Consider the following 25,528-nt stretch of genomic DNA (forward strand, 5'->3'; position numbering starts at 1 on the left):
CCAAGGGCCAATCTCCGCCTGCACCAGTTCGTCCACGTGGCGCGCTGACAGGCCCTCTGGTCAAGCCCGAGGGCGGCGTGGTGCTTGAGACGTAGCCTGCCAAAAAAATAGCGCCAACTCGCAGTCAGATTGAGCATTGCTCCCATGCCGGACTGTTGGGCGCAACTGCGCAGACCAGGGACCCTTGCTCCGATCCCTGTCGAATTTTTCCGTTTCCGCGCATCGTCCTTTAGGCGTAGTCGGCCGGTTTTGCTATTGCCTGGCATTGGCCAATCATTTGATCTGCATTGCCTTTTTCATTTCTCTCACAGCATGAAAAACACCCGGAAAGAATCTGATTAACACACTTGAGTTAAGTTAATAGCGTCCGCATAGTTGGTCACATGATCGTTGCAGAGGGCCGCGGAGGGCCCGGCTGCGACCCGGTCATGGAGAGGAAAAGACCAATGACACGTTTGACTCGGCGAACCTTTATCGCCTCCGTGCCGCCTTTGCTGGCGGCCACGCAGATTCCCGCCTGGGCGGCTCCCGCCTCCAATCTGGAACTGATCGCGGCTCAGAAGGGGGAGCCGGCCATCGTCAAGCTCTATCGTCAGCTGGAGCGCCTGACATCGACCGTCACCCTGATGACCACGGGCGCGCATCCCGATGACGAGCCCAGCGGCATGCTGGCGGCTCTGCGCCATGTCTATGGCATTCATCCGGTGCTTTACTGCATCACCCGTGGCGAAGGCGGCCAGAACGCCATCGGTCCGGAGCGCGGTTCGGTTCTCGGCGTGCTGCGCACCCGTGAAATGACCGAAGCCTCGCGCGCCCTCGACGCCTCGCTGGCCTTTGGCGGCCAGGGCCACCATGACAGCGTGCACGATTTCGGCTTCTCCAAGGACCCGAACCAGACCATCGACCGCTGGGGCCGCGACCGCGTCATCGAGCGCATGACCTGGGCGTTCCGCTATTATCGCCCCGACGTAATCATGAATTGCTTCCTCGACGTGGGCGGTCAGCACGGTCATCACCGCGCCGCCAACGTCGCCACCTTCGTCACTGCCAAGATTTCCGGCGACGAAAACGAATTCCCCAACCAGATCGCTGCGGGCTTGAAACCCTGGAGCGTGCCGAAGATCTATCAGCCCGCATGGGGCGGTGGTGGCGGCGTCTATGACGACGAAACTCCGCCGCCGCCGCAGACGCTGGTGGTGCGTGCCCCCGAGCGCGACCCGATTTCCGGCGCCACCTTCCCACAGATGGGCGAATGGTCCCGCTCCTGCCATCTGACGCAGGGCATGGGCTCCTGGCGTCCCGATCCGCAGACCGAATGGCCGTTGAACCTGAGCTGGGCCGCCAATGGCGAAGCCGGCAAACAGGAAAACGACATTCGCGATGGCCTCATCGCCACTGTCGGTCACGTCGCTGCGCTCGATGGCATGCCCGCTTCCGCCGCCGACGCGCTGCGCAATGCCCATGGCCTCATCGAAGAAGCCATTTCCGACTATGGCGATCCGGTCGTGGTCACCAAGAAGCTGGTCGAAATCGGCAAGGCCATCACCGAAGCCCGCGCCAACCTGCCCGAAGAGCTGGAACTGCAGGCCGGTCATCGCCTCGATCGCAAGATCAAGGAAGTCGACCTGGCGCTCGCTACCGCTGCCGGCATGCATATCCGTGCCTTCACCGATGGCGGCGATCTGCGTCCGGGCCAGGACATCGTGGTCAAGACCGTGGTCGATGCGCCCGAGGCCGTTAAGGTTGCATCGGTGGCTGTCATTGCCCGTGATGGCATCACCAGCACCACCAGCGAAGATGGCGTCAAGGTCACCATCGCGGCTGACGCAGCGCTGACCAACCCGCTGAACGAGCAGTTCGACCCGCTCGGCGGCAATGGCGATGCCTATGTGCAGCTGACCGCTGATATCGATGGCTACAAGGCCGTGTTCGATATCGACCTCGAAGATGCGCTGCGGGTGCTGCCCGAGGCTTCGCTCGAGCTCAAGCCCGATGCCGTGGTGTTCAACACCGAAAAGGAAATCGTGCCGGTCGAAATGACCGCCGTGGTTTCCGGTGCGACGACGGCCGATCTCGACTTCAACCTGCCCGAAGGCTGGTCTATGACGGCAACTGGCGAAACCGGTTCGGAAGCCGGCACCTTCGAGCTGGCCCCGCCGGCCGAGCTGGGCACCGAGCGCATCACCATTGCGCCCAAGCTGCTCGAAAAGCAGGCCTATGCCATCAACGTCTTCTCCTACCCCCATATCGGCCGTTCGGTCGTGCCGACGGAAGTCGCGGTGCCGGTGCAGTCGGTTGGTGCACTGATCCCGGAAGGCAAGATCGGCTATATCGGCGGCGGCAATGACAATGTCGCCACCTGGCTCAAGCGACTCGGCGTCAGCCTCAAGGAGCTGACCCCGGCCGATATGGAAGCGGGTGCCTATCGCGACCTCGATACCCTGGTCGTGGGTATCTTCTCCTTCGGTCGCCGCAAGGATCTCGTGGCCGCTCTGCCGGGCATTCACGAATGGGTCAAGAATGGCGGTCACCTGGTGACGCTCTACCACCGTCCCTCGGATGGCTGGAACAACGACACCGTGCCGCTGGCCTTCCTCAAGATCGGCACACCTTCGATCCGCTATCGCGTGACCGATGCCAAGGCGCCGGTGACCGTGCTCGAGCCCGATCATCCGCTGCTCAACTACCCCAACGTCATTGGGGAAGAAGACTGGGCCGGTTGGGACAAGGAACGCGGTCTCTATTTCGCGTCGGAATGGGACGAGGTCTACAAGCCGCTTCTGGCGATGAACGATGCCGGCGAAGAGCCGCTGACCGGTTCGCTGCTCTCCGCCGAGATCGGCGAAGGCCGCCACACCCATACCAGCCTCGTGCTGCATCACCAGCTCGACAAGCTGACGCCGGGTGCCTTCCGCATCATGGCCAACCTGATCCAGCCCGCCAAGCGCTGATCAAGCATCCGGCTCGCGGGGACCTCCCTGCCGCGAGCCGCCCCCGCCGCATCAGCGGCAATAAAAGCCCTCCGATCCTGCCCCGGATCGGAGGGCTTTTTCATTAGGCCTGCGGGTCGTTGGTGGCTGGATGGCGGCGATCGAGGCGCGAGGTCAGTGCCAGGGCGAAGAGAATGACCGCGATGCCGGCAAGGGTGGTCCAGGCGGGCACTTCCCCAAAGGCAAGGAAACCGGCCAGGCTGGCCAGCACGATGGAGAGATAGCCCAGCGGCGCCAGCACATTGGCCGGGGTGGATTGATAGGCGCGCAAATAGCAATATTGCGCGATCTGGGCGATGACGCCGATGCCCAGCAGCAGGGGCCAGTCGCCAATCGCGACCGGCTGCCAGGCAAAGCCGGCGGGAACAGCGGAAAAGACTGTGAGGCCGACCGTGTAGAAGACCATCATCACGGTGGTATTCTCGCCCTTGAGCGCCCGCGTCTGCACCGTGGCCAGCGAGCCGAAGACCACGGCCGCCAAAGCCGCGAGGATGCCCGCGTTCCATGCGACTTCGCCCGGCGCCACCATGATGATGACGCCGAGGAAACCAATGCCGGCGCCGATCCAGCGCCAGGGGCCGGAGCGTTCGCCCAGCATGAGCGTCGCCAGCGCCAGCACCACCAGCGGCCGCATGAAGCCGATGGCATTGGCCAGCGCCAAAGGCAGGGCGGTGAGCGCGGCGAAATTGGCATTGAGCGCAGCCGTATTGCAGAAGACGCGGAAGGCGTGGCGGCCCCAAGCCCGTGTCTGCCGCAGCGCCTGCCGATGCCGCCAGGCCAGCGGCAAGACGCTCACGAGGCCCACCAGCGAGCGGATGAACACCATCTGCACGGCGGGATAATCGGCCCCGCCGAGCTTGACCAGAACGGTCATGATGGTCACCAGCACCATGTCGCAGAGCAGCCAGACCATGCCGAATTCGGGCCCGGCGGGTTTGGGCATGTCAGGCCTTCTGCAGGAGATTGGCCATGATGCGGAAGGCGCCCGGCACCAGCTTGTCGAGCTGATGGTGCAGCACGAGGCTGGTATGGGTATGCCGCCCCTTGCCGATCTCGGCCGAGAGCAGCGAGCCGGTGAGCGGCGCCTCACCTTCATCGCTCATGGCCAGCAGCGGCACATAGGCGCCATCCCAGTCCGAGGCGAAATAGAGCCCGCGCTCCTTGTCCCAGCCGGCGAAATCCTCCGCCGTGATGCGATTGGGCCCGGCAAAGAGGCTGTGCGCGGGCGCCAGCAGCGTCACTTCGGCAGCGGGATTGGTGACGCGCCAGCGCAGCGAGGGCGAACCAATGACCAGGCGGCGCGGCGGCGTTGTATCCGGCGACCAGCCATCGCTGGGGCGATGATAGAGCGTGACCAGATGCCCGCCCTGTTTCACCCAGTCATGCAGGCTCGCGGTGGCGGCAGCGAGATCGGGCCGGCTGCCAAAGGCAAAGGTGCCGATGACGATGGTGTCGAACCCGTCCAGCGGCCCCGCCAAAGCCTCGGTATCGAGCATTGTGACATCGGCGCCCATGCGCTCCAGCCAATGCCCGACGCGGTCACTGCCGCCGCCGATATAGCCGATACGCGTCTTGGGCACGACCAGGTCGAGTGCCAGCACGTCGAGTGTCAGGGGCCGCACGAAGCGGGTACCGCCGATATGGGGATAGTCGATCGGCGCCACCACATGAGCGGGCGCACCATCGACTGTTACCGGCATAGCATAGCGCCCCTGTGCCAGACCGGCACTCACCACCAGCGCCAGATCATCGCCCTGCCGCTCCACGGCAAGACCGGCCGGCATATCGAGGCCCAGCCGGTCGGCGGCGATATGTGGCTTGGTGGCAATGCGATGCGCGCCTGTCGCGGGTAGGGGGAGAATCAGTGTCTCGGGCGAGAGGCGCAGCGGATGGGGCGGCGCCACCTGGATTGGCTCCTCGGTATCGACGCGGAATGTCACCGGTGCCCCGGCCACATGGGCCGTGACCGCGAGGGAAATCGCGCCATTGCCGCCGAGACTCAGCCAGTCGGGCGCAAAGGCATTGGTAACCTTGGCGTCGGAACGGACCGAAAGGGCAATCCTCGCGCCGGTTTCGACCGTCACGCTTGCAGCCGAATGCAGCGCCTCGCCGGTGATCGGCGTTACGCTGATCGAATCAGCCAGGCCGGGCTCGACCTCCACTATCAGGTCAAAACTGCCGCCGGGCACGACATTGGCCGAGGACAGGCTGGCCATGACGCGGATATTGGCGGCCGCCGCGATGGCGGCGTCGATTTCGCTCTGCTTGCGGGCGAGCCGATGGCCATGCAGGTTCAATATGTCATCGCTCAAGGCGGCTTGCGCGCGGGCAATAGCGGCGCGTGCTGACAGCAGCGTTTCGATGACCGCTGCTGCGTTCGGAAACGCGGCCAAAGCCTCGGCAAAGGCGACGTCGGCCTCGGCCAGCGCCGGGTGATCCCCAAGATCGGCGAGTTTTGTCGGCAGGCCGGCGGTCACCTCGGCTTCGCTGCTGCCGCCCACCAGATGCAGGTCCCAGCTGGTCACCGGCGGGTGGATCCAGTGCCCCATATTCTGGCTGGCGTGATAGGCGCGGGAAATCTCGCCCATGCGGGCATAGGCGAGTCCGGTCGCTGCATCGCTGCCCAGGGCGCGCACGTTCGATGTGGCCGGCGGTGGCGGCACTTCATCGTCGTAGTAGCCGTTCTCGCCCCCGGTCCAGGCCGGCAGGTAATATTTTGCGACGCTCCAGGGTTTCAGCCCCTCGGCGGCATGTTCGGGATAGGCGGTGGCATCGGCGGCCAGCGCCAGCGCGATTTCGGCGGCCTGGGTCATGGCGCGATGGTGGCCATGCTGGCCCGGCACATCGAGAAAGGTGGGGATGACGATATCGGGGCGGAATTGCCGATAGGCCCGAACAAGTCGCTCGATCGTGCGGTCACGGCCCCAGCGGGCCAGCGTGTCCGGGCCGGATTTGGAAAAGCCGAAATCATGCACGGGATCGTCGGGGCCATGGCCGAGCCAGGCGATATCGGCGTCGATGGCGCGCGCCGCCTCTTCCATTTCCCGGCTGCGCATCACGCCCAGCGCGCCGCCGCGCTCCGGCCCCAGCGTATTCTGCCCGCCTTCGCCGCGCGTCGAACAGGCGATGACGATGCGCATGCCATATTGATGCCGCAGCGTCGCGAGCATCTCGTTCTGCTCGTCATCCGGGTGAGCGCCGGTATTCATGACGGTTAGGGGCGACCCCAGGCGTCCAAGCGCGTGGCGCAGGGTGACGAGATAGGGTTTGGCGGCTTCGTGGCGAAGCCTTTGGCGATCGGTCAGCATGGCGAATTCCGAATTCAGAAAGTGTCAGTTTGCCGGATCGGCAACACTGAGATGGGGCGAGACGGTGTCGAGCAGCGGCAGCGCGGCGGCCCCGAGGGCGGCGGTCAACTGGCCGGTCTGGCCGCGCGATACGCGGGGCAGGGAGCGTTGCAGGCGCGTCGCTACCGAAACCGGCAGCGGATCAAGTGCGGCGATGACGGCATCGAGCACCGAATCGGGCAGGCCGCCGCCGAAGATCACCGTTTCCGGATCGTAGATATTTTCCAGCATGGCGACGGTGGGCGCCAGATGGTCGGCAGCCATGGCGATCCAGTCCAGCAGCGTCTGGTTGTTGGCGTCATGCAGCTTCTGAAAATCCTCGACCGTGGCCGTATAGATGCCTGCCATGGCGAGGCGCTCGCGCAGGGCGAAGACCGAAACGAAGCGCTCGAGCGCGCCGGCCGGGCCATAGACGCCCTTGCCACGGCGCGGGGTCAGGCCGACATGTCCGATTTCACCGGCATTGCCGAAGGCGCCGCGCACCGGGCGGCCGTCCTGGATGACGCCAAGCCCCAGGCCCACGCCGAAATAGAGATAGCAGAAATTGCTCAATTGCCGCCCCGCGCCATAGAGGCGTTCGCCGACAACGGCGGCGGTGGCGTCGTTTTCGACCACCACATGCTGGTCCGTCGCCTTGGCGAAAAGCGGCGCCGGATCGACGCCGGTCCAGCCGGGCAGGGTGGCGGGGCCCACCGAGCTCATGCCTTCGATTTCGAACGGGCCAGGCATCACCACGCCGACGCCGAGCAGGGAATTGCTGTCGGCACCCAGCGTCGCCTGTAGTTTGCGCACTTCGGTGGCGGCAAGGCCCGGAACGACATCCGGCCCCTGGCCATCGGGCGCCAGGGCGATGATAGACTGCCCGCGCACGCCGCCGGAAAGGTCGAGCAGCACGGTGACCATATGGTCGGCCGCCACTTCGATGCCGGCGGTCAGCGGCCCATTGGGATTGACCGCGAACTGGATCGGCGGCTGGCCACGGCCGGAGCGCAGGCGCCCCAGCTCGATCAGAAGGCCCTCTTCGAGCAGTTCTTCGACGATATTTGCCACCGCCTGGGGGGTGAGCTGGGCCCGGCGCGCAATTTCGGTGCGGCCCAGATGTTCGTGCATGCGGATGACTTCGAGCACGACCCGGCGATTGTGAGCGCGATTGCGCTCCGGGTTAGAGCCAATGGCAACGCGCTGACGCAAATTGCGTTTGCTGCGGCTGTTCAAGATCGGCTTTCCTCCCGGCGCGGTACAGCTAGCACATGAAACTGAAACCAGACTAGTCGGTGAACATAATAACTCAAGTAGATTATTTTATTGACAAGGGAGCGTCGCATATCTCACGCTAAAGGTGGATTGGCGGTCGTGCGCCTGTCTCGCACCAGATATGGCCGCCACAGGATCGGCGGTTCAACGGAGGGATAAAATGTTCACCAAGGCAAAGATGGCCGGACTCGCGGCCGGCATCAGCTTTCTGGCGCTGGGTTCTGCCCAGGCCGTGGAAATCGAGTATTGGCAGTATGTGTTCGACAGCCGCGTCCAGGCCATGGACAAGCTGATCGAGAATTTCGAGGCGGCCAATCCCGACATCACCGTCAAGCACACCACCTTCCCCTATGCCGACTACCAGACCCGCGTCGTCGCCGCCAAGGTTGCCGGCCAGGGTCCGGACGTGGTGCAGCTGTTCTATGGCTGGACCGACCAGTTCGTGAATGGCGGGCTGATCAAGCCGCTCGATCCGGCCGTGTTCCCGCATGCGGAAATCGAAGCCGACTTCTTCCCGATCGTTTCGGCCATGAAGCGCGGCGACGATTATTACGGCCTGCCGACCGCCGTGCGTTCGCTCGCCCTGTTCTACAACAAGGCGATCTTCGCCGAAGCCGGCATCGAGCCGCCGACCACGCTCGACGAGCTGGTTGCCGCTGCCGAAGCCACCACCAAGCGCGATGGTTCGGGCAATATCACCTCTGCTGGCATCACCATGGACATGGCCGGCCAGGACCACCACTGGTGGCGTGAAGACCTGATCCGTCAGTTCGGTGGCGTGCCCTACGATGCCGAAGGCAATGTCGCCTATAACGACGAAGCCGGCGCTGCCGCCCTCAAGTTCTACACCGACCTGCAGACCGAGCATAATGTTGGTCTCGTCGGCTTCATGGATGAAGGTCAGGCCGCTTTCCGCGCTGGTCTTGCTGCCATGACCATCGACGGCACCTTCCGTCTCGGCGCCTTCGCCAATAACCCGTTCGAATGGGGTGTTGTCGAGCTGCCGGCCAATGCCGACGGCGTCAAGTCGAACTATTCGAGCTATTTCGCCAATGCCATCGGCGCGACCTCGGAAGGCGAAGAGCTGGAAGCGGCCCAGAAGTTCCTGGCCTATATCTCTTCGGCCGAAGCCATGGAAATCTGGCTCGACATCGTGGGTGAACTGCCGGCTCGCCGCGATGTCGCCCTGACCGAGAAGAACCTCAACGACCCGATCCGTGGGCCGTTCCTCAAGGGTCTCGAATACGCCCAGACCACCCGCTTCTACGACGAAGCTGCCCAGCGCCAGACCGCGATCGACATGGTCAACCGCGTGCTCCTGGAAGGCCAGTCGATCGAAGACTCGATTGCTCAGGCCGCTGCCGCCGAGCAGGCGATCATCGACGCCGGCCGTCAGTAAGCCTAGCCTCAAAACTCCAGATCGGTGGCGGTATCGTTCCGCCACCGGTCGCATGCTTCCCGAGGAGCGACCATGGCGTCGGCAAACGCATCTTCCCCCGCAGGCCCGTCTCGCTTCTGGGATCGGCTGAACATCAGTACCAAGCGCGTCATCTGGGCCTGGACCTTCCTGGCTCTGCCCATCATCTTTTACGCGGGCATCCGCTTTTATCCCACTTTCCAGGCCTTCTGGCTGTCCCTGACCAATTGGGATTTGCTGCGCCCGGCGCAGTTCATCGGCTTTGCGAACTATCAGAAGATGTTCGCCGATCCGATCTTCTGGAAAGTGTTCCAGAACACCTTCCTCTATCTCATCATCGGCACGCCGATCAGCCTTTTGATCTCCTTCGTGATCGCCTATTACCTCGATCGCGTCCGCGTGCTGCACGGCTTCATCCGTGCCCTTTATTTCCTGCCCTTCCTGACCACGGCTGCGGCCATGGGCTGGGTGTGGCGCTGGTTCTACCAGCCGGTTCCGATCGGGGTGATCAATGGTTTCCTGAGCTCGATCGGCATTGCCCAGCAGCCGTTCCTGCGCTCGGTCGACCAGGCTTTGATCTCCATCCTGATCCCGGCGATCTGGGCGGGGCTGGGCTTTCAGATCATCATCTTCATGGCGGGCCTGCGCGCCATTCCCAACACCTTCTACGAAGCCGCCAAGATCGACGGCCTGGGTGAGTGGGCGATCCTGCGCAAGATCACCATTCCGCTCCTGAAGCCCACCACGGTGTTCCTGGTCGTCTTCTCGTCCATCGGCTTCCTGCGCATCTTCGACCAGGTCTACAACATGACCACGAACGATCCGGGCGGGCCGCTCAATTCCACCAAGCCGCTGGTGCTGATGATCTATCAGACCGCCTTCTCCTCCTACCAGATGGGTTATGCCGCTGCGCAGACCGTGGTGCTGTTCACCATCCTGCTCATTGTCTCGCTGCTCCAGCTCTATGTGCTGAGGGAAAAGAAATGACCGCCATGTCCACCTCATCCACCGAGTTGGCGGCTAATCGCCGCGATATCCGGCCGGGCCGCATCATCATCTGGACCCTGCTGCTGATCGGCGGGCTGATCATGATCACGCCGCTGCTCTTCATGTTCTCGACCTCGCTCAAAACCTCGGGCCAGGTCTATGACCTGCGCCTCATCCCGGCTGCGCCGACCTTTGACAATTACATCAAGGTCCTGGGCGACGGGCGCTTCATGCGCTGGTTCCTCAACTCGACCTTCATCGCGCTGACGGTGACGCTGTCCAACGTCTTCTTCGACAGCCTCGTCGGCTACACGCTGGCCAAGTTCGAGTTCCGCGGCCGCTATTTCATCTTCCTCGCCATTCTCTCGACCCTGATGATCCCCACCGAAATGCTGGTGATCCCATGGTATCTGATGTCTAGCCAGCTCGGCTGGATCGACAGCTACTGGGGCATCATGTTCCCCGGCATGATGACGGCCTTCGGCACCTTCCTGATGAAGCAGTTCTTCGAAGGCGTGCCCAATGACTTCCTCGAAGCCGCACGCGTCGACGGGCTCAACGAATTCACAATCTGGTGGAAGATCGCCATGCCCATGGTCGTGCCGGCCATCTCGGCCTTGGCCATCTTCACCTTCCTCGGCAATTGGACCGCCTTCTTCTGGCCGCTGATCGTCACCACCTCCAAGGAGCTCTATACGCTGCCCGTTGGCATCTCGAGCTTCTCGGCTGAGTCCTCGATCCAGTGGGAGCTGATCATGACCGGCGCCGCCATCGGCACCATCCCGACCCTCATCGTTTTCCTGGCTCTGCAGCGCTTCATCGTTCGCGGCGTCATGCTGGCCGGCCTCAAGGGTTGATGCGATGACCGATCCCCGCCTTTCCGATACTTCGGTCTTCCCCGATCCCGTCTATAAACAAACCGTCCTGGCGCCACTGTTCGATGGCGCCAAGGACCACCATGTCGAGGGCTTCCGCGCCATCGACCGCGCGCATCTGGTGATGCTGGCCGAAACCGGCATTCTCGATGCCGAACAGGCCGGCGAGATCGCCAAGGCGCTGGACAGCATCGATGCCGAAATCGTCCCGTCCGAGCTGGTCTATACCGGAGAGGTCGAAGACTTCTTCTTCCTCATCGAGAAAGAGCTCAAAAAGCGCGTCGGCCCCGATCTCGGCGGTCGCCTGCATACGGCGCGCTCGCGCAATGATATCGACCACACGCTGTTCAAGCTCGGCCTGCGCGAGCGGCTCAATGTGCTGATCGGCAAGGCCCTCAATCTGCACAGCGCATTGATCGAGGCCGCCGAGCGGGAAAAGCATACGCTGATCGTGGCCTATACCCATGGCCAGCCGGCGCAGCCGACGACGTTCGGGCATTACCTCTCGGCCGTGATCGAATTCGTGGGCCGCGATATCGAGCGCCTGTTCGAGGCGTATAAAATCGTCGATCTCTCGCCCATGGGCGCTGCGGCGATCACCACGACCGGCTTCCCCACCGACCGCGCGCTGGTGGCCGAACTGCTGGGTTTTGCCGCGCCCTTGCAGAATTCCTATTCCTGCATTGCCGGGGTCGACTACATCACCTCGACCTACTCGGCCATCGGGCTGATGTTCCTCCATCTCGGTCGCCCGATCCAGGACTTCCAAGTCTGGACCAGCTTTGAGGTTGGGCAGATCTATGTGCCCAATTCCCTGGTGCAGATTTCCTCGATCATGCCGCAGAAGCGCAATCCGGTGCCGATCGAACATCTGCGTCACCTGTCGAGCCAGACCGTGGGCCGCGCCCACGCCATGCTCACGGTGATGCACAATACGCCCTTCACCGACATGAATGACAGCGAGGGCGAAACCCAGTCCATGGGCTATGGCGCCTTTGCCAGCGCCTACCGCGTGCTCGACCTGTTGGCGGCCTTGGTCGCCCAGATCGGCATCGATCCGGCGCGGGTGGCGCAGAACATCCGCCGCTCTTGCATCACCATCACCGAACTGGCCGATAGTCTCGTCCGCCGCGAGGGCCTGTCCTTCCGCGAAGGCCACGAGATCGCTGCCGCCGTCGCCAAGGCCGTCGTGGCCATGGGCGGTGACCTCGTGAGCGATGGCTATGCCCCGTTCCGCGCCGCCTTCGAACAGGCGACCGGCCGGGTGTCCACGCTGGACGAAGCCACCTTCGCCGAACTGGTGTCGCCCGAATATTTCGTTTCGGTGCGCACCCGCTTCGGCGGTCCGGCGCCCGAACCGCTCAACGCCGCCATTGCCGGCTACCGGCAGGACGCCACCCGTCTCGCCGAAACTCATGACAACCTGCTGCGCCGCCAGGCTGATGCCGCGCGCCTGCTCAAAACCCGCTTCGACGCATTGAAGGGACACGCCTGATGGCCAAGATTGAACTTCAGGGCCTGGTCAAGGCCTATGGCAATACCCGCGCCGTGCACGGCATCGACCTCACCATCGAGGACGGCGAATTCGTCGTCTTTGTCGGCCCCTCGGGCTGCGGAAAGTCCACCACCCTGCGCATGATTGCGGGCCTCGAGGACATTTCCGGCGGCAAGCTGCTGATTGGCGACGAGGTGGTGAACCAGCGCGAGCCCAAGCAGCGCAATATCGCCATGGTGTTCCAGAACTACGCCATCTATCCGCATATGACCGTGGGCCAGAATATCGGCTTCGGCCTCTATACCTCTAAGCTCTCCAAGGAAGAAAAGCAGAAGCGGATCGAGGAAACCGGCAAGATTCTGGGCCTCGAAAAGCTGCTTGACCGTCGCCCTGCGGCCCTTTCCGGTGGTCAGCGCCAGCGCGTCGCCATAGGCCGCGCCATGGTGCGCGACCCCGTCGCCTTCCTGTTCGACGAACCGCTGTCCAATCTCGATGCACAATTGCGCAGCCAGATGCGCATGGAGATCAAGAGCCTGCATCGCCGGCTCGGCACCACCATCGTCTATGTGACCCATGACCAGGTCGAGGCCATGACCATGGCCGACAAGATTGTGGTCATGCGCGATGGCAATATCCTGCAGGTCGGCACCCCCACCGATCTCTACGAGAACCCCGTCGATGTCTTCACCGCCCGCTTCATCGGCAGCCCGTCTATGAACATGATGGAGGGCAATCTTGCCAATGGCGCGCTCTCGATCCACGGCCTGACTGCTTCCGGCCTGAGCCTGCCGGTTCATGACGGCAAGGTGCTGGTGGGCGTTCGTCCGCACGATTTCGTCGTCGGCGACGCCAGCGGTGCCGGGGTCAGCGGCTCGGGCGTCGTCGAAGCGGTGGAGCCGCTCGGCGCCGAAACCCTGGTTCATGTGCTCATCGGCAAGACCCTGGTCACCGCCACGGCACCGGGCCGCGTGGTGCCGGTTATCGGCAGCACCGTGTCGGTTCATGCCGGTGTTGGCGCCCTCTATCTGTTCGACGCTGCCAGCGAGAAGGCTCTGGGTCGGGCATGAGGTCAACACCATCCAAATCCAGGGCGGTGTTGAGCCTTGGCCGCATCTATTGCGACATGGTGTTTCGCGGTCTCGATGGCATGCCGCAACTGGGTCGCGAGATGTTCGCGCGCGACTTCACCATGACGCCAGGCGGCGGGGCGCTGATCACCGCGGCCCATCTCTCCGCCAATGGGCGATCCTCGGCGCTTTTGGCGCGCTTCGGCACCGATGCGCTGTCTACCGCCTTGTCGCCGCAGATCGAGCAATTGGGGCTCGACCTGCAGTTTCTCGATCGCAATGACAGTGCCGGGCCGCAACTGACTGTGGTCATGGTCAATGAAAATGACCGCGCCTTTCTGTCGCGTCGCGCCGGCCAGGCCCGGCCGGCCAGTTTCGAGCAGGCCCTGGCTTGGCCCGAGGCGGGGCATCTGCACATTGCCGAATATGCGACGCTGCACGAAATGCGCGACGCCATCAGCGCAGCCAAGGCCAAGGGCCTGACGGTCTCGCTCGACCCCAGCTGGGACGACGAGCTGATCCGCGATCCCCTGTTCTTCGAGCGCACGGCAGGGATCGACGTGTTCATGCCCAATGAGGAAGAGGCTCATGCCTTGACCGGGGCCAAGGACCCGCGCGAGGCGTTGGCCATCCTTGCCCGGCATTTCCCGGTCGTGACGCTCAAATGCGGCGGCGACGGGGCCATGCTGGCGGTGGACGGCACCGTGTTCGCATTGCCCAGTCCCAAGGTTCGGGTTATCGACACGACCGGTGCCGGCGATGCCTTCAATGCCGGCTTCCTCGATGCCTGGCTCGATGGTGCCGAACCCGAAGCCTGCCTTGCAGCGGCAATCGGGGCTGGTTCGCGTTCGGTACAGGCCTCGGGTGGCACCGGCAGCCTTGCGGCCACCGCCTGAACTTGACCTAAAAAGCGGGGCACTCGATCCCGCAACAGAAGCAGAATGATGAGCAGTCCAGAATTTCGCGTCTTCCCCACCGCTGAAGCCACCGCAGAAGCCGTTGCCGCCTATCTCGCCGAACAGCTGGCATCCACGCCCGCCATGCGGCTGGGCCTGGCCACTGGCAATACCTTCGTGCCGATCTATGCGGCGCTGGTCGAGCTCCATAAGGCGGGCGGCTTCTCCTTTGCCCGGACGGAGAGCTTCAACCTGGACGAATATATCGGCCTGCCGCCCGGCCATCCGGCGTCCTTTGCCGCCTATATGCAGCAACATCTGTTCAGCCAGGTCGACCTGCCCGAGGGCAGGGGACATCTGCCGGGCGTGTTGGGCGATGTCGCGGCGGCCTGCACCGATTACGAGGTGGCCATCACGGCAGGCGGCGGCATCGATCTGCAATTGCTCGGCATCGGTCGCAACGGCCATATTGGCTTTAACGAACCCGGCTCAGCCTTCGACAGCCGCACCCGCGAAGTGGCGCTCACCCCCTCGACCCGCGAGGCCAATCAGCGCGATTTCCCGCCCGGCGAAAGCGTGCCGCCCTCGGCCGTGACCATGGGTATCGGTACCATTCTCGAAGCCCGCCAGATCGTCCTTGTAGCCATCGGCGCCTCCAAGGTCGAAGCGCTCGACGCCGCCTTCCGCCAGGCCCCCAGCCCCGATTGCCCCGCCTCGGCCCTCCAGGCCCACCCCAACGTCATCGTCTTCGCCGACCAGGCCGCGATCCCCAACGGGGTGTGAATAGCCCCTGGGTGCCACAAACGCGATTGCCACACCGGCGCAGGCCGGGGCCCATTCTGAGATCTCGAGATGGATCCCGGCCTGCGCCGGGATGACATCGTGCGGGGCGAACGCTTCGTGGCCAGATCATTTCAACTTGAGGTGGACTCTGGGCGCTTTCGCCTCCCTCCCCGCCAGGGGAGAGAGCTCCGGCTGCGTGTTTGGCAATATCTCACCTGGCACGCGATGCGGCTCCTCCCCCTCCTTCAGGGGGAGGTTGGGTGGGGGTGTGCAGCACGCTCAAACCCCTATGCGATAGCCCTGCCTCAGGGGGAGGGAGCGACGAACGCTCTAGCCCATTGGTCGCACCGTCAGCGGAATTGACGATTGTGTGACAGCGGGGCACACTCGCCGCGCTGTGGGACCCGGCTTGTCCCGCAACAAGCGCGCGTAGGAGGCGGGCCTTCGGTGTTGGCAGAAGCGGTGCAATCCGGCCGATCTGGCGGGTGGGTCCATCGGATGCAGACCACGCATCTGGGGGATGCGACCGACTATCTCAACCAGCGCTATTGCGGCCATCGGCTCGATACCGACCGCGATCACAGCGACCTTGATTTCCGCCACAGCGCCGTCGAAATCGGTCCATCGACCTTCAACATGCTGCAATATGGCAGCCCGGTCTCCATCGCTTCGGAATTCGACGCCTTCTACATGCTCGAAATGCCGCTCGATGGCGGCGTGGATATCGAGTTCGGCAGCGATACCTTTCACACCGAGGCAGGGCTGGCACTGCTGCTGTCGCCCGGGCCGCGCTTCGTTTCGCATTGGCGCGCCGGTACACGGCAATTGATGCTGCAGATCCACCGCGACCTGGTGCGGGACCGCATGACCGAGCTGGCCCGCCGACGGCCCTTGGCGCTGCCGGTGTTCAATCCGGTGATCCAGTTGCGCAGCGAAAGCGGGCAGCAGGTGCAGCAGGTGCTGAGCGAACTGGCCAATTTCGCGGTGCGTGAGGAGGCGCCCGATCCCGAGCAGCTGTCGCGGCTGGTGCCGCTGCTGGTCGATGGCATGCTGCGCAATCTCGCCTTTCGGCAGGGCGAGTCCGTGGTGTTCGAGCGGCTGCAGGCCACACCGCGCCAGGTCAAGGTGGCCATGGACCTGTTCCGCGACCGCTTCAGCGACAAGCTCAACATGTCCGATGTGGCGCGCGAGGTGGGGGTCTCCGAGCGTTCGCTGTTCGATGGCTTCCAGCGCTATTACCAGCGCTCGCCGCTGGTGGTCCTGACCGATATCCGCATGCAGGAGGCGCGGCGCCTCATTCGCGACGGCATGCCGGTCGCCGAGGCGGCGCGGCGGGTGGGCATGCCGCATGCCGGGCGCTTCGCGGCCAGTTACAAGCGCCTTTTCGGCCTGGCGCCCTCGGCCGAGCGCGCCTGACTATCCACATCCTGCAGATTTGCTGCGGGCGGGGTCTTGCCCCTCCTGACAAGCCATCAACGCCATGGCTAGACATGGTCCGATATCTCCCAATCGGATCGCTGCCTTGCCTCTTCATTCCGCCAAGATCAAAGCCCTGAGCGCCCAGAATCCGGCGCTGCTCTCGTGCTATTTCCCGCTCGGCGATCCGGCCGTGCCGCTGGATATGGTCGATATCTATGCCGGCGAAGGCGTCGACGTGCTCGAGATCGGCATGGCCTCACCCAATCCCTATCTCGATGGCTCTGATGTCCGCCAATCCATGGCCCGCGCCAATCGCGACCATGCCCGGGCCGATCTCGACGCTCTGCTCGACCGCCTGGCCCGCCTGCCGCAGGCGCCCGCCACTTTGCTGATGACCTATGCCGATGGCGAGCATCCCGGTCTTGCCGGTCCGCAATTTTGGTCGGGGCTCGACAGTCTCCTCGTCGTCGCGCCGGAAGCTGATCCGCTGCGCCAGCGACTCGAGGCCAATGCCATCGCTGCCGGGCTCAAGCCCTCTAGTTTCGTCGCCCTGCCAATGACAGAGGCGGCCATCGCCGCGGCGCAGAAGGCCAGCTTTTACGTCATGCTGCAGGCCGCTGCCGGCGTCACCGGCCCGCGCGACGTGGTCGATCCGGCCAACGCCGATCACATCGCCACCCTGCGCCAGGCTGGCGTCACCGCACCGATCCTTCCCGGCTTCGGCATTTCGCGCGGCGAGCATGCGCGCACGGTCCGCAGCCTCGGCGGCGACGGGGTCATCGTCGGGTCCGAAACCCTGCGCGCCGCCCTTGCCGGCCCGGATGCATTGCGGCGCCTGTTCAGGGATTTGCGGGGAGGCCTCGATGGCTGAGGGTGATCTCTATATCGGCTTCGACATCGGCTCGACCCAGGTCAAGGGCGGCATCTTCACCGCCGAGGGCGCGGTGGTCGCCAGCTGGAGCCGCGCCTATCCCACCAACCGTCCCGGCTTCGGCGTGGTCGAGCAGAACCCCTATGACTGGCTGAATGGCGTCCGCGACGGCCTTGCGACACTGATTGCCGATATCGATGTCTCGCGCATTGCCGGGCTCGGCCTCTGCAGCCAGGTCAATACCGACGTCTTCGTCGATGCCGATGGCGTCCCGCTCGCCCCCGCCATCGTCTGGCAGGATGTGCGCGCCCAGGCCGAGGCCGCCGCCATCAATGCCTCGATATCCGCCGCCGAAAAAGCCCAATGGTGGGGCCCGGGCGTCGATATCCCCATCGGCGCCAGCCATGTGGTGGCCAAGATGGCCTGGTTCGAGCGCCATCATCCCGATCTCTGGGCCCGCACCGTGCATGTGCTGGCACCCAAGGATTTTTGCCTCTTTCACCTCACCGGCAAGGCTGTGGCCGATCCGCTCGCGGCCTGGGGCCAGGTCGGGGCCGATCATCGCTATGTCGCGGGCCTCCTCGACCGCGTCATTGGCGCCGCCAGCAAGCTGCCGCCGCTGTTCGAGTTGACCGAGGTGATCGGCGAAACCGTCATCGGCGGCCGCAAGGTGCCGGTTGTCGCCGGCACCATGGATGCCTTCGGCAATCTCTTCGGCTGCGGCGTCTGCAAGCCCGGCCAGGGCATGTATATGAGCGGCACCAGCGAAATCCTGGCGGTGGCCGGCGATCGCCGCACCAGCGCCCCCGGGGTCGTCACCTTCCCCACGGTCGAGGGCCTCGTGGTCCATGCCGGTCCCACCCAGAGCGGCGGCGACAGCCTGCGCTGGTGGGGCGCAGTGGCCAATGTCGAGCCGCTCGACGTGCCAGTGCTTGCTGCGCAGGCCGATCGGCATGGCCGGCCCATGCTGTTCCTGCCGCATCTCGAAGGCGAGCGTGCCCCGCTCTGGGACAGCGAAATCCGCGGCGCCTTCATCGGCATCGACAGTCGCGCCGGTGCGCCCGATTTTGCGCTGGCGGTCATGGAGGGCGTCGCCCTTTCCGGCCGCCTCCTGTTCGAGGCCCTGTCCAGTGCCGCCGGCGAAAAGCCCCAGCACCTGCTGCATGGCGGCGGCGGCTCGCGCTCCGATCTCTGGAGCCAGATCCGCGCCGATTGCCTGGGCGTGCCCATGCACCGCATGGCCTATGCCGGCATCGGCTGTCTCGGCGCCGCCATTATGGCGGCGGTGGGCGTCGGCCGCTTCACCCGCATGGTCGATGCCGTCTCGTCCATGACCGTGGTCGAACGCGTCTTCGAGCCCGATCCGGCCATGCGCGCCCGCTATGACGGCCTGTTCGACGCCTACAAGGCCGCCATCGCGGCGCTCAAACCCATCACCCTATCCGGCCAGCCCCAAGTCTCGGGAACGCCTTGAGGCGCGCCGTTTTTCTGCAAGGAGGACTACAATGAAACTCTCGACCCTGACCCTGGCCTTTGCCGGCCTGATGACGACGACGGCCTTTGCCACCGACGTCACCATCCTCACCCCCTATATCAGCTCCATCCCGACCAATGAGATGGCGCAGGCCTTCAAGGCCGAGGGCGACAAGCGCGGCTGGAACACCACCATCATCGATACGCGTAATGATTTCGGCCAGCTGGCCTCGCGCATCGAGGACACGGTCAATGCCAAGCCCGACGCCATCGTCCTGATCTCGGTCGATCACAACCAGGTCGGCGATCAGGTGGCCCTGGCCGCCGAAGCCGGCATTCCGGTGATCTCGCTCGACGGCACGCCGGGCCCCAACATCACCGTCAACGTGACCTCGAACAATTTCGACATGGGCGTGGCGCTTTCGCGCAATCTCTTCGACGCCATGGGCGGCAAGGGCAATATCGTCAAATTCTTCCACTCGGCCCATCCGGGCGTGCATCTGCGTGAACAGGGCCTCGATCAGGTCCTCACCGAGTATCCCGACATCAAGGTGGTCGCCGAGCACTATGTGAAGGTGCCCGGTCCGGTGGATGACAGCCGCGTGGCCATGGAGAATTTCCTGCGTCAGTTCGGCGACGATATCGATGGCGTCTGGGCCGCTTTCGACGATCCCGGCATCGGTGCGGAACTGGCTGCCGAATCCGAGCGTCCCGATGCCAAATTCATCATCATGGGCATCGACGGCAATGCGCAGGCCGTCGACATGATCAAGAATTGCACCCACTTCAAGCAGACGCTGCGCCAGGACTTCCCCGGCATGGCCGCTATCGGTGCCGAGCAGTTGGACCGCGTGCTGGCCGGCAGCACCGCCGATGCCAGCGAGATGTATGTGCCCGCCATTCCGATCAATGCGGAATCGCTCGGCGTCACCTGCGAATAAGCCCATGCTGCTCGAAGTCCGCGATCTCAAGAAATGGTTCGCCGGCGCTCGGGCGCTGGACGGCGTCGACCTCAGTGTCGACGCCGGCTCGGTGCATGGCCTGTTGGGCGAAAACGGCGCGGGCAAATCGACGCTGATCAAGTCGCTGTCGGGGCTCGTTACCCCTGACAGCGGCACTATTGCGGTCGATGGCGACATCAGACCGATCACCTCGGTGCGCGACGCCGAGGCGCTGGGGTTCCGGTTCATCCACCAGGAACTGAGCCTGGTTCCCCATTTCACCGCCATCGAAAACTGCTTTGTCGGCCGGCCCTATCCGCGCAAGGGCCCCTTCATCGACCGCGCCGCCATGCGGCGCCAGGTGGAAGAGGCAGCCAAGCTCATCGCGCCCGACCTGCCGCTCGACGTGCCGGCCAGCCGGTTGACCACCGGGCAGAAGCAATTGGTCGAAATCATTCGGGCGCTGATGACAGATGGCAGCCGGTTGATCGTCATGGACGAGCCGACCGCCTCGCTGTCCGATGGCGAAGCGGCGCGCCTCCACAATGCGGTGCGCGTGCTGTCGGGGCAGGGCGTCGCCATCATCTTCATTTCGCACCGGCTCGACGAGGTGCTCGATATCTGTGACCGCTTCACGGTGCTGCGCAACGGCAAGACCACCGGCAGCGGTGCCATTTCCGACACGTCCCGCGAACAGTTGGTCCGGCTGATGACCGGCAATGACACGAAATTGTCGACCCGCCAGCCGGCCGGTATCCATGGCAAGCCGGTGCTCACCGTCGAAGACCTGCCCTTTGGCCCCGACGGCAATGCGATCTCGCTCGAGGTGCGTGAGGGCGAAATCCTGGGGCTTTATGGCCTGGTGGGGGCAGGGCGCTCCTCGCTGATCAAGCAGATCTGGGGCGCGCGCCGCCATGAGGGTGGGCGCATCCTTCTCGATGGCGAAGCCATGCGGCCATCGGCCATCCGCCAGCGCATCGCCAGGGGTGGCGCCTATGTGCCCGAGGACCGGCGCGGCGAAGGTCTCGTCACCCAGCGCAGCATTGCCGAAAACCTGGTGCTGGCCGATCTCGGCGCCGTGCGCGCCAGCCCGGCTCTTCCCATCGTCAGCGGCAAGAAGCTGGTCGAGCGGGCCGACACCATCCGCCAGCAGCTTGCGGTCAAGATGGGCTCGCCCCATGCCAGGCCGCTGACCCTTTCGGGCGGCAATCAGCAGAAACTGCTGTTCGGCCGCTGGTTCGGCCGTCCTATACGCCTGCTCATTCTCGACGAACCCTCAAGGGGCGTCGATGTCGGTGCCAAGGCGGAAATCCACGCCCTTGCCCGGCAGATGGCGACTAATGGCGCCGCCGTGCTCATGGCCACCAGCGACATGGACGAACTGCTCGCCCTGTCGGACCGCGTGCTGGTCATGGCCGGCGGGCGCATCACCACAGAACTCGTCGGCGAACAGATCGAGCCCCGTTCCATCGTGGCGGCCGCCTTCGCCCATACCGAACGCAAGGAGACCGGGTCATGAGTGACCTCTTCGGCAAATATGGCACGCTTTTGGCCCTGATCCTGATCGTCGTGGCCTTCGCCATCGCCTCACCGGGCGCCTTCGGCACGCCGGGCAATCTCATCAACATCACCCAGCAGATGTCGCTGCTCGCCATCGTGGCGGTCGGGGTCACCCTGGTGATGGCCGCTGGTGAATTCGATCTTGCCACCGCCTCTTTGGTGTCGTTCGGCGGCATCTTCATCATGTATCTGTTCGCTGCCGGCGTGCCCGCGCCGCTGGCCTTCGTCATCGTCCTTGCCGCTGCCGGATGTTTTGGCGCCCTGTCCGGCTTCATCATTGCGCGCTTCGAGGTCCTGTCCTTCATCGCCACGCTGGCGGCGGGCACCATTATCGGCGGCGTCACCTTCTATCTCTCCGATGGCGCGACGCTGTTTGGCGGCATTCCCGACGGTTTCCGCGATATCGCCCGGGGCTGGACCTTCGGCCTGCCGACCCTCACCTGGTGGATGATCGGCGTCGCCATCGTCGTCTGGCTCCTGCTCGACAAGATCGAGTTCGGCCGTCGGCTTTATGCCATTGGCGGCAATCGCGAAGCCTCCCGTCTCGCCGGCGTGCGCATCGTCCCCAATACCATGATGGCCTTTGCGCTCTCGGGTATGCTGGCGGCGCTGGTGGGCATGCTGCTCACCGGCCGCATCGGCAGCGCCAATCCCACCGGTGGTGGCGGCTATCTGCTCACCGCCTATGCTGCGGTGTTCCTGGGCATGACCGCCTTCCGCGATGGCGAGGCCAATGTGCCCGGCACTCTGGTTGGCGCCGCCATCATCGCCGTGGTCAGCAATGGCCTCACCATTCTGGGCGTTTCGACCTTCCTCCAGGACATCATCACCGGCAGCATCATTCTCGCCGCCGTGTTGGTGCGTCGCATCGGCAAGGGGGCCTGATATGGCTGGTATAAGCGCAATGCGGGCCGAAAGACCCGGTCGTTATGGCTCGTTCGGCGGCCAGTTCGTCGCCCCTGTGCTGCTGCCGGTGCTCGACCGGCTAGAGGCAGCCTTTGAAGAGGCCTGGGCCGATCGTGGCTTCCGTGCCGAGTTCGAACGCCTGCTGCATAGCTTTGTCGGCCGGCCGACGCCCATCTCGGAGCTCGGGGCGCTTATACCCGAGGCCAATGGTGTGCGCATCGTGCTCAAGCGCGACGATCTCACCTTCAATGGTGGCAATTATGCCAATTCAGCGCTTGGCCAGTGCCTGCTGGCGCGGCGCATGGGCCTCGAAAGCGTCGTCACCGATACCGGTTCGGGCCAGAACGGCATCGCCACGGCAGCCGTGGCGGCGCATCTGGGCATGAAGGCGGTGGTCTATATCGGCGCGCGCGACGCAGAGCGCTATGCGGCCACAGTCAAGAAGATCCGGGCTTTCGGTGCCGACCTGCGCGTCGTCGCCGATGCCGAGGGTACGCTGCATGCGGCCACCAGCGCGGCGGTGCGCCACTGGATGGGTACCAGTGATCATACCGCCTATGTGGCTGGTGCCCCGATCGGCGCGCATCCTTATCCGCGCCTTGTCAGCGCCTTTCAGTCGGTCATCGGCAACGAGACCCGCCTGCAGATGATCGGCACCGGCCAGGTGCCGGCTGCCATCGTTTCGGCTGTTGGCGGCGGCTCCTCCACTATCGGCATTTTCTCCGCCTTTCTCGTCGACAAGGGCATTCGCCTCCTGGCGGTCGAAGCCGGCGGCGATGGCGGTCCCGCCCATTCGGCGCGGCTGGCCAAGGGCCGCCGTGGCGTGCTGCATGGTGCCGAAACCCTGGTGCTGAGCGACGAGAACGGCCAGATTCTCTCCGCCAATTCCATTGCCTCCGGCCTTGCCTATCCCGGCTCCTCGCCCGAGCTGGCCAATCTGGTCGACAGCGGACGGGTCGAGACCACCTCCATCGGCGATGCCGAAGCGCTTGATGCGGTCCGCCGGCTGGCCGAACGCGAAGGCATTCTGATTTCGCTCGAAGCCGGGCATGCCCTGGCCGCGGCCGAGCAATTGGCCGCCACACTGCCTGCCGGGTCCAGCATTGTGGTCATGGTCCCCGCCTCTGGCGACAAGGACCTCGATATCGTCTGGCCGGAGAGCTGACATGGCTAAAGCGCACAAGACGCCAAACCGCATCGATGTGATGTTCGATCGTCTCAAGGCCGAAGGCCGCAAGGCGCTGGTGACCTTCGCGGTGGCCGATGATCCGGATCGCGAGGAGAGCCTTGCCGCCCTCCACGCCTTCGTCGCCAGCGGCATCGACCTCATCGAACTGGGCTATCCCTTTTCCGATCCGATCCTGGATGGCGCCACCATCCAGCGCGCCAATCGGCGGGCGCTCGAAGGCGGCGGCAATCTCGCCGCCGCGCTCGACCTGGTCGTGGCGTTCCGGCAGACCGACAAGACCACCCCGATCATTCTGATGGGCTATTCCAATCCGCTCGTCGCCATGGGCTATGAAGCCTTTGCCAGCCGCGCGGCTGCAGCCGGGATCGATGGCATCATCGCCGCCGACATGCCACTGCGCGAGGCCGATGACCTTCTCGCCCAGCTGGATAAAAATGGCCTGGTGATGGTGGCGCTGTCGGCACCGACGCTCGACGCAGCCGATTTCTCTGCTCGGCCTGGGGTCGGCGGTTTCCTCTACTGCATTCCGGTGGTGGGGCCGACGGGTGGGCCCTCGGCCTCCATCGAGACCATCAGCGGGGCGGTCGAACGGCTGCGTCCGCTCACCAAGCTTCCCGTATTGGTTGGCTTCGGTATCAAGACCCCAGAGGCGGCGGCCGAGACTGCGGCAGTGGCCGATGGCGCCATCGTCGCCAGCGCCTTGATCGAAGAAGTGCACAGCAAGAACCCGGACCGCACATCGCGCCTTGCCGCCTATGCGCGTCTCATCGGCGACTATCGGCAGGCGCTCGACGCGCTCTGAATTCGGTAAGTCGTTCAGAATTCGTTCATAATGCGGTCAGGTAAGCGGCGTCCCTCGGGGCGCCGCCGCCGTTTTGGCGCGCCGAAATCGCCGATGCCGTTTCCGTGAGCATGCCCACTTTACATATAATAGTACTTTATATAGGGTCCTCTCATCGCCTGAAGCTGACAAGCCGGGCGGTCATTTGGGAGGATCAACATGACCATCATCACCAAGCTCGCCCTCGCGGCGGGCCTCGCTACTGCCTTGTCTACCGCTGCCTTTGCCCAGGATTTGTCGGGCAAGGTCGTCGGTTTCAGCCAGATCGGTTCGGAGTCCGGCTGGCGCGCTGCCGAGACTTCTGTGACCAAGCAGCAGGCCGAGGAACGCGGCGTCGACCTCAAGTTCGCCGATGCCCAGCAGAAGCAGGAAAACCAGATCAAGGCCATTCGCGGCTTCATCGCCCAGGGCGTGGACGCCATCCTGGTCGCCCCCGTCGTCGCCACCGGCTGGGATGAAGTGCTGACCGAAGCCAAGGAAGCTGAAATCCCGGTCGTCCTGCTCGACCGCGGCGTCGATGCGTCCGAAGATCTGTACCTGACCTCGGTCGCATCCGACCAGGTCAAGGAAGGCCGTGTGGCCGGCCAGTGGCTGGTCGACACCGTCGGCACCGAAGAGTGCAAGATCGTCGAACTGCAGGGCACCGTCGGCTCGACCCCGGCCATCAACCGCAAGCAGGGCTTCGAGGAAGCGATTGCCGGCCACGACAACCTCTCCATCATCCGTAGCCAGACCGGTGATTTCACCCGCTCCAAGGGCAAGGAAGTGATGGAAGGCTTCATCAAGGCCGAAAACGGCGGCGCCGATATCTGCGCTGTTTACGCCCACAATGACGACATGGCCGTTGGCGCCATCCAGGCCATCAAGGATGCTGGCCTCAAGCCCGGCACCGACATCCTGGTCGTCTCCATCGACGCCGTGCCCGATATCTTCACCGCCATCGCGGCCGGCGAAGCCAATGCCACGGTCGAATTGACCCCGAACATGGCCGGTCCCGCTTTCGACGCCCTGGCCGCCTATCTGGCTGACGGCACCGAGCCGGAGAAGTTCATCATCACCGAAAGCAAGCTCTACACCTCTGCCGACGACCCGCAGGGCGAATATGATCGCCGCAAGGGCCTGGGTTACTAAGAGTAACGCGAGACTCAATCACCGTGTCATCCCGGCTTTCGTCGGGGTGACATTTCGTGGTCGGGGAAATTATCGTTGGAGCCATC

The 25,528-nt window shown here is 64.3% G+C and carries 20 protein-coding genes; 17 read left to right on the plus strand and 3 right to left on the minus strand.

The genetic code is table 11. The annotated features are described in order from the left end of the window. Window positions 1-446: 446 nt before the first annotated feature. The gene (locus tag BGO80_RS07280; RefSeq protein ID WP_286720479.1) at window positions 447-2,951 is read left to right on the plus strand and encodes a PIG-L family deacetylase; all 2,505 of its coding nucleotides are present in this window, start codon (window positions 447-449) and stop codon (window positions 2,949-2,951) included. 103 nt (window positions 2,952-3,054) lie between these two features. Here BGO80_RS07280 and BGO80_RS07285 read toward each other — a convergent pair whose 3' ends face one another. The 3 genes from BGO80_RS07285 to BGO80_RS07295 are packed head-to-tail and all read right to left on the minus strand — an operon-like array spanning window position 3,055 to window position 7,552. Continuing rightward, on the minus strand, window positions 3,055-3,933 hold the full coding sequence (locus BGO80_RS07285; protein ID WP_286720480.1) for a DMT family transporter: 879 nt from the start codon (window positions 3,931-3,933) through the stop codon (window positions 3,055-3,057). 1 nt (window position 3,934) lies between these two features. Beyond that, window positions 3,935-6,298 (minus strand): PIG-L family deacetylase, encoded by a 2,364-nt coding sequence (locus tag BGO80_RS07290; RefSeq protein ID WP_286720482.1) that lies wholly within the window; start codon window positions 6,296-6,298, stop codon window positions 3,935-3,937. 24 nt (window positions 6,299-6,322) lie between these two features. Continuing rightward, a complete protein-coding gene (locus BGO80_RS07295; RefSeq protein WP_286720484.1) occupies window positions 6,323-7,552 on the minus strand; it encodes an ROK family protein in 1,230 nt (409 codons plus the stop codon). A 199-nt stretch (window positions 7,553-7,751) separates the two neighbouring features. Between BGO80_RS07295 and BGO80_RS07300 the strand changes: the two genes are divergently transcribed. The 16 genes from BGO80_RS07300 (at window position 7,752) to ytfQ (ending at window position 25,442) form a co-directional block, all read left to right on the plus strand. Beyond that, window positions 7,752-8,990 carry a sugar ABC transporter substrate-binding protein gene (locus tag BGO80_RS07300; protein WP_126150995.1) on the plus strand — a complete coding sequence of 413 codons (1,239 nt, stop codon included), beginning with the start codon at window positions 7,752-7,754 and terminating at the stop codon, window positions 8,988-8,990. A 72-nt stretch (window positions 8,991-9,062) separates the two neighbouring features. Then, window positions 9,063-9,995 (plus strand): carbohydrate ABC transporter permease, encoded by a 933-nt coding sequence (locus BGO80_RS07305; protein WP_126150994.1) that lies wholly within the window; start codon window positions 9,063-9,065, stop codon window positions 9,993-9,995. 5 nt (window positions 9,996-10,000) lie between these two features. Next, window positions 10,001-10,852: a carbohydrate ABC transporter permease gene (locus BGO80_RS07310; protein WP_502686550.1), complete on the plus strand. Its 852-nt coding sequence runs from the start codon at window positions 10,001-10,003 to the stop codon at window positions 10,850-10,852. A 4-nt stretch (window positions 10,853-10,856) separates the two neighbouring features. Continuing rightward, window positions 10,857-12,365, plus strand: a complete 1,509-nt coding sequence (argH, locus tag BGO80_RS07315) for an argininosuccinate lyase (RefSeq protein WP_286720490.1) — start codon at window positions 10,857-10,859, stop codon at window positions 12,363-12,365. Beyond that, window positions 12,365-13,432, plus strand: coding sequence for an ABC transporter ATP-binding protein (locus tag BGO80_RS07320; RefSeq protein WP_286720492.1), 1,068 nt, complete (start codon window positions 12,365-12,367; stop codon window positions 13,430-13,432). The genes argH and BGO80_RS07320 overlap by 1 nt, the downstream gene beginning before the upstream one ends. Next, complete coding sequence (locus BGO80_RS07325) at window positions 13,429-14,328, plus strand: carbohydrate kinase family protein (protein WP_286720493.1); 900 nt, start codon at window positions 13,429-13,431, stop codon at window positions 14,326-14,328. Before BGO80_RS07320 ends, BGO80_RS07325 begins: the two co-directional genes overlap by 4 nt. Before the next feature lie 48 nt (window positions 14,329-14,376). Next, on the plus strand, window positions 14,377-15,111 hold the full coding sequence (locus BGO80_RS07330) for a glucosamine-6-phosphate deaminase (protein WP_286720495.1): 735 nt from the start codon (window positions 14,377-14,379) through the stop codon (window positions 15,109-15,111). A 498-nt stretch (window positions 15,112-15,609) separates the two neighbouring features. Beyond that, window positions 15,610-16,527: an AraC family transcriptional regulator gene (locus BGO80_RS07335; protein WP_286720497.1), complete on the plus strand. Its 918-nt coding sequence runs from the start codon at window positions 15,610-15,612 to the stop codon at window positions 16,525-16,527. A 106-nt stretch (window positions 16,528-16,633) separates the two neighbouring features. After that, window positions 16,634-17,401 (plus strand): tryptophan synthase subunit alpha, encoded by a 768-nt coding sequence (locus tag BGO80_RS07340; RefSeq protein ID WP_286720499.1) that lies wholly within the window; start codon window positions 16,634-16,636, stop codon window positions 17,399-17,401. Further along, entirely contained in the window at window positions 17,394-18,875 is a 1,482-nt protein-coding gene (locus BGO80_RS07345) for a xylulokinase (protein ID WP_286720501.1), read from the plus strand. The genes BGO80_RS07340 and BGO80_RS07345 overlap by 8 nt, the downstream gene beginning before the upstream one ends. 31 nt (window positions 18,876-18,906) lie before the next feature. Beyond that, window positions 18,907-19,815, plus strand: a complete 909-nt coding sequence (locus BGO80_RS07350) for a sugar ABC transporter substrate-binding protein (RefSeq protein WP_286720502.1) — start codon at window positions 18,907-18,909, stop codon at window positions 19,813-19,815. Window positions 19,816-19,819: 4 nt separating this feature from the next. Beyond that, window positions 19,820-21,334 carry a sugar ABC transporter ATP-binding protein gene (locus BGO80_RS07355; protein WP_286720503.1) on the plus strand — a complete coding sequence of 505 codons (1,515 nt, stop codon included), beginning with the start codon at window positions 19,820-19,822 and terminating at the stop codon, window positions 21,332-21,334. Beyond that, complete coding sequence (locus BGO80_RS07360) at window positions 21,331-22,260, plus strand: ABC transporter permease (RefSeq protein WP_126150985.1); 930 nt, start codon at window positions 21,331-21,333, stop codon at window positions 22,258-22,260. Before BGO80_RS07355 ends, BGO80_RS07360 begins: the two co-directional genes overlap by 4 nt. A gap of 1 nt (window position 22,261) precedes the next feature. Then, on the plus strand, window positions 22,262-23,446 hold the full coding sequence (gene trpB / locus BGO80_RS07365; RefSeq protein ID WP_286720505.1) for a tryptophan synthase subunit beta: 1,185 nt from the start codon (window positions 22,262-22,264) through the stop codon (window positions 23,444-23,446). A 1-nt stretch (window position 23,447) separates the two neighbouring features. After that, a complete protein-coding gene (trpA, locus tag BGO80_RS07370) occupies window positions 23,448-24,272 on the plus strand; it encodes a tryptophan synthase subunit alpha (RefSeq protein ID WP_286720507.1) in 825 nt (274 codons plus the stop codon). Between the two features lie 198 nt (window positions 24,273-24,470). Then, window positions 24,471-25,442, plus strand: coding sequence for a galactofuranose ABC transporter, galactofuranose-binding protein YtfQ (ytfQ, locus tag BGO80_RS07375; RefSeq protein ID WP_126150982.1), 972 nt, complete (start codon window positions 24,471-24,473; stop codon window positions 25,440-25,442). The last annotated feature ends 86 nt before the right edge of the window (window positions 25,443-25,528 follow it).

Origin of the sequence: Devosia sp. 63-57 (genome assembly GCF_001899045.1) — a bacterium.
GTDB classification, from domain to species: Bacteria; Pseudomonadota; Alphaproteobacteria; order Rhizobiales; family Devosiaceae; genus Devosia; species Devosia equisanguinis.

Coding starts and splice junctions, on each gene's coding strand:
- BGO80_RS07280 (WP_286720479.1), top strand. CDS start 447: ATGACACGTTTGACTCGGCGAACCTTTATCGCCTCCGTGCCGCCTTTG.
- BGO80_RS07285 (WP_286720480.1), bottom strand. CDS start 3,933: ATGCCCAAACCCGCCGGGCCCGAATTCGGCATGGTCTGGCTGCTCTGC.
- BGO80_RS07290 (WP_286720482.1), bottom strand. CDS start 6,298: ATGCTGACCGATCGCCAAAGGCTTCGCCACGAAGCCGCCAAACCCTAT.
- BGO80_RS07300 (WP_126150995.1), top strand. CDS start 7,752: ATGTTCACCAAGGCAAAGATGGCCGGACTCGCGGCCGGCATCAGCTTT.
- BGO80_RS07305 (WP_126150994.1), top strand. CDS start 9,063: ATGGCGTCGGCAAACGCATCTTCCCCCGCAGGCCCGTCTCGCTTCTGG.
- BGO80_RS07310 (WP_502686550.1), top strand. CDS start 10,001: ATGTCCACCTCATCCACCGAGTTGGCGGCTAATCGCCGCGATATCCGG.
- argH (WP_286720490.1), top strand. CDS start 10,857: ATGACCGATCCCCGCCTTTCCGATACTTCGGTCTTCCCCGATCCCGTC.
- BGO80_RS07320 (WP_286720492.1), top strand. CDS start 12,365: ATGGCCAAGATTGAACTTCAGGGCCTGGTCAAGGCCTATGGCAATACC.
- BGO80_RS07325 (WP_286720493.1), top strand. CDS start 13,429: ATGAGGTCAACACCATCCAAATCCAGGGCGGTGTTGAGCCTTGGCCGC.
- BGO80_RS07330 (WP_286720495.1), top strand. CDS start 14,377: ATGAGCAGTCCAGAATTTCGCGTCTTCCCCACCGCTGAAGCCACCGCA.
- BGO80_RS07335 (WP_286720497.1), top strand. CDS start 15,610: ATGCAGACCACGCATCTGGGGGATGCGACCGACTATCTCAACCAGCGC.
- BGO80_RS07345 (WP_286720501.1), top strand. CDS start 17,394: ATGGCTGAGGGTGATCTCTATATCGGCTTCGACATCGGCTCGACCCAG.
- BGO80_RS07350 (WP_286720502.1), top strand. CDS start 18,907: ATGAAACTCTCGACCCTGACCCTGGCCTTTGCCGGCCTGATGACGACG.
- BGO80_RS07355 (WP_286720503.1), top strand. CDS start 19,820: ATGCTGCTCGAAGTCCGCGATCTCAAGAAATGGTTCGCCGGCGCTCGG.
- BGO80_RS07360 (WP_126150985.1), top strand. CDS start 21,331: ATGAGTGACCTCTTCGGCAAATATGGCACGCTTTTGGCCCTGATCCTG.
- trpB (WP_286720505.1), top strand. CDS start 22,262: ATGGCTGGTATAAGCGCAATGCGGGCCGAAAGACCCGGTCGTTATGGC.
- trpA (WP_286720507.1), top strand. CDS start 23,448: ATGGCTAAAGCGCACAAGACGCCAAACCGCATCGATGTGATGTTCGAT.
- ytfQ (WP_126150982.1), top strand. CDS start 24,471: ATGACCATCATCACCAAGCTCGCCCTCGCGGCGGGCCTCGCTACTGCC.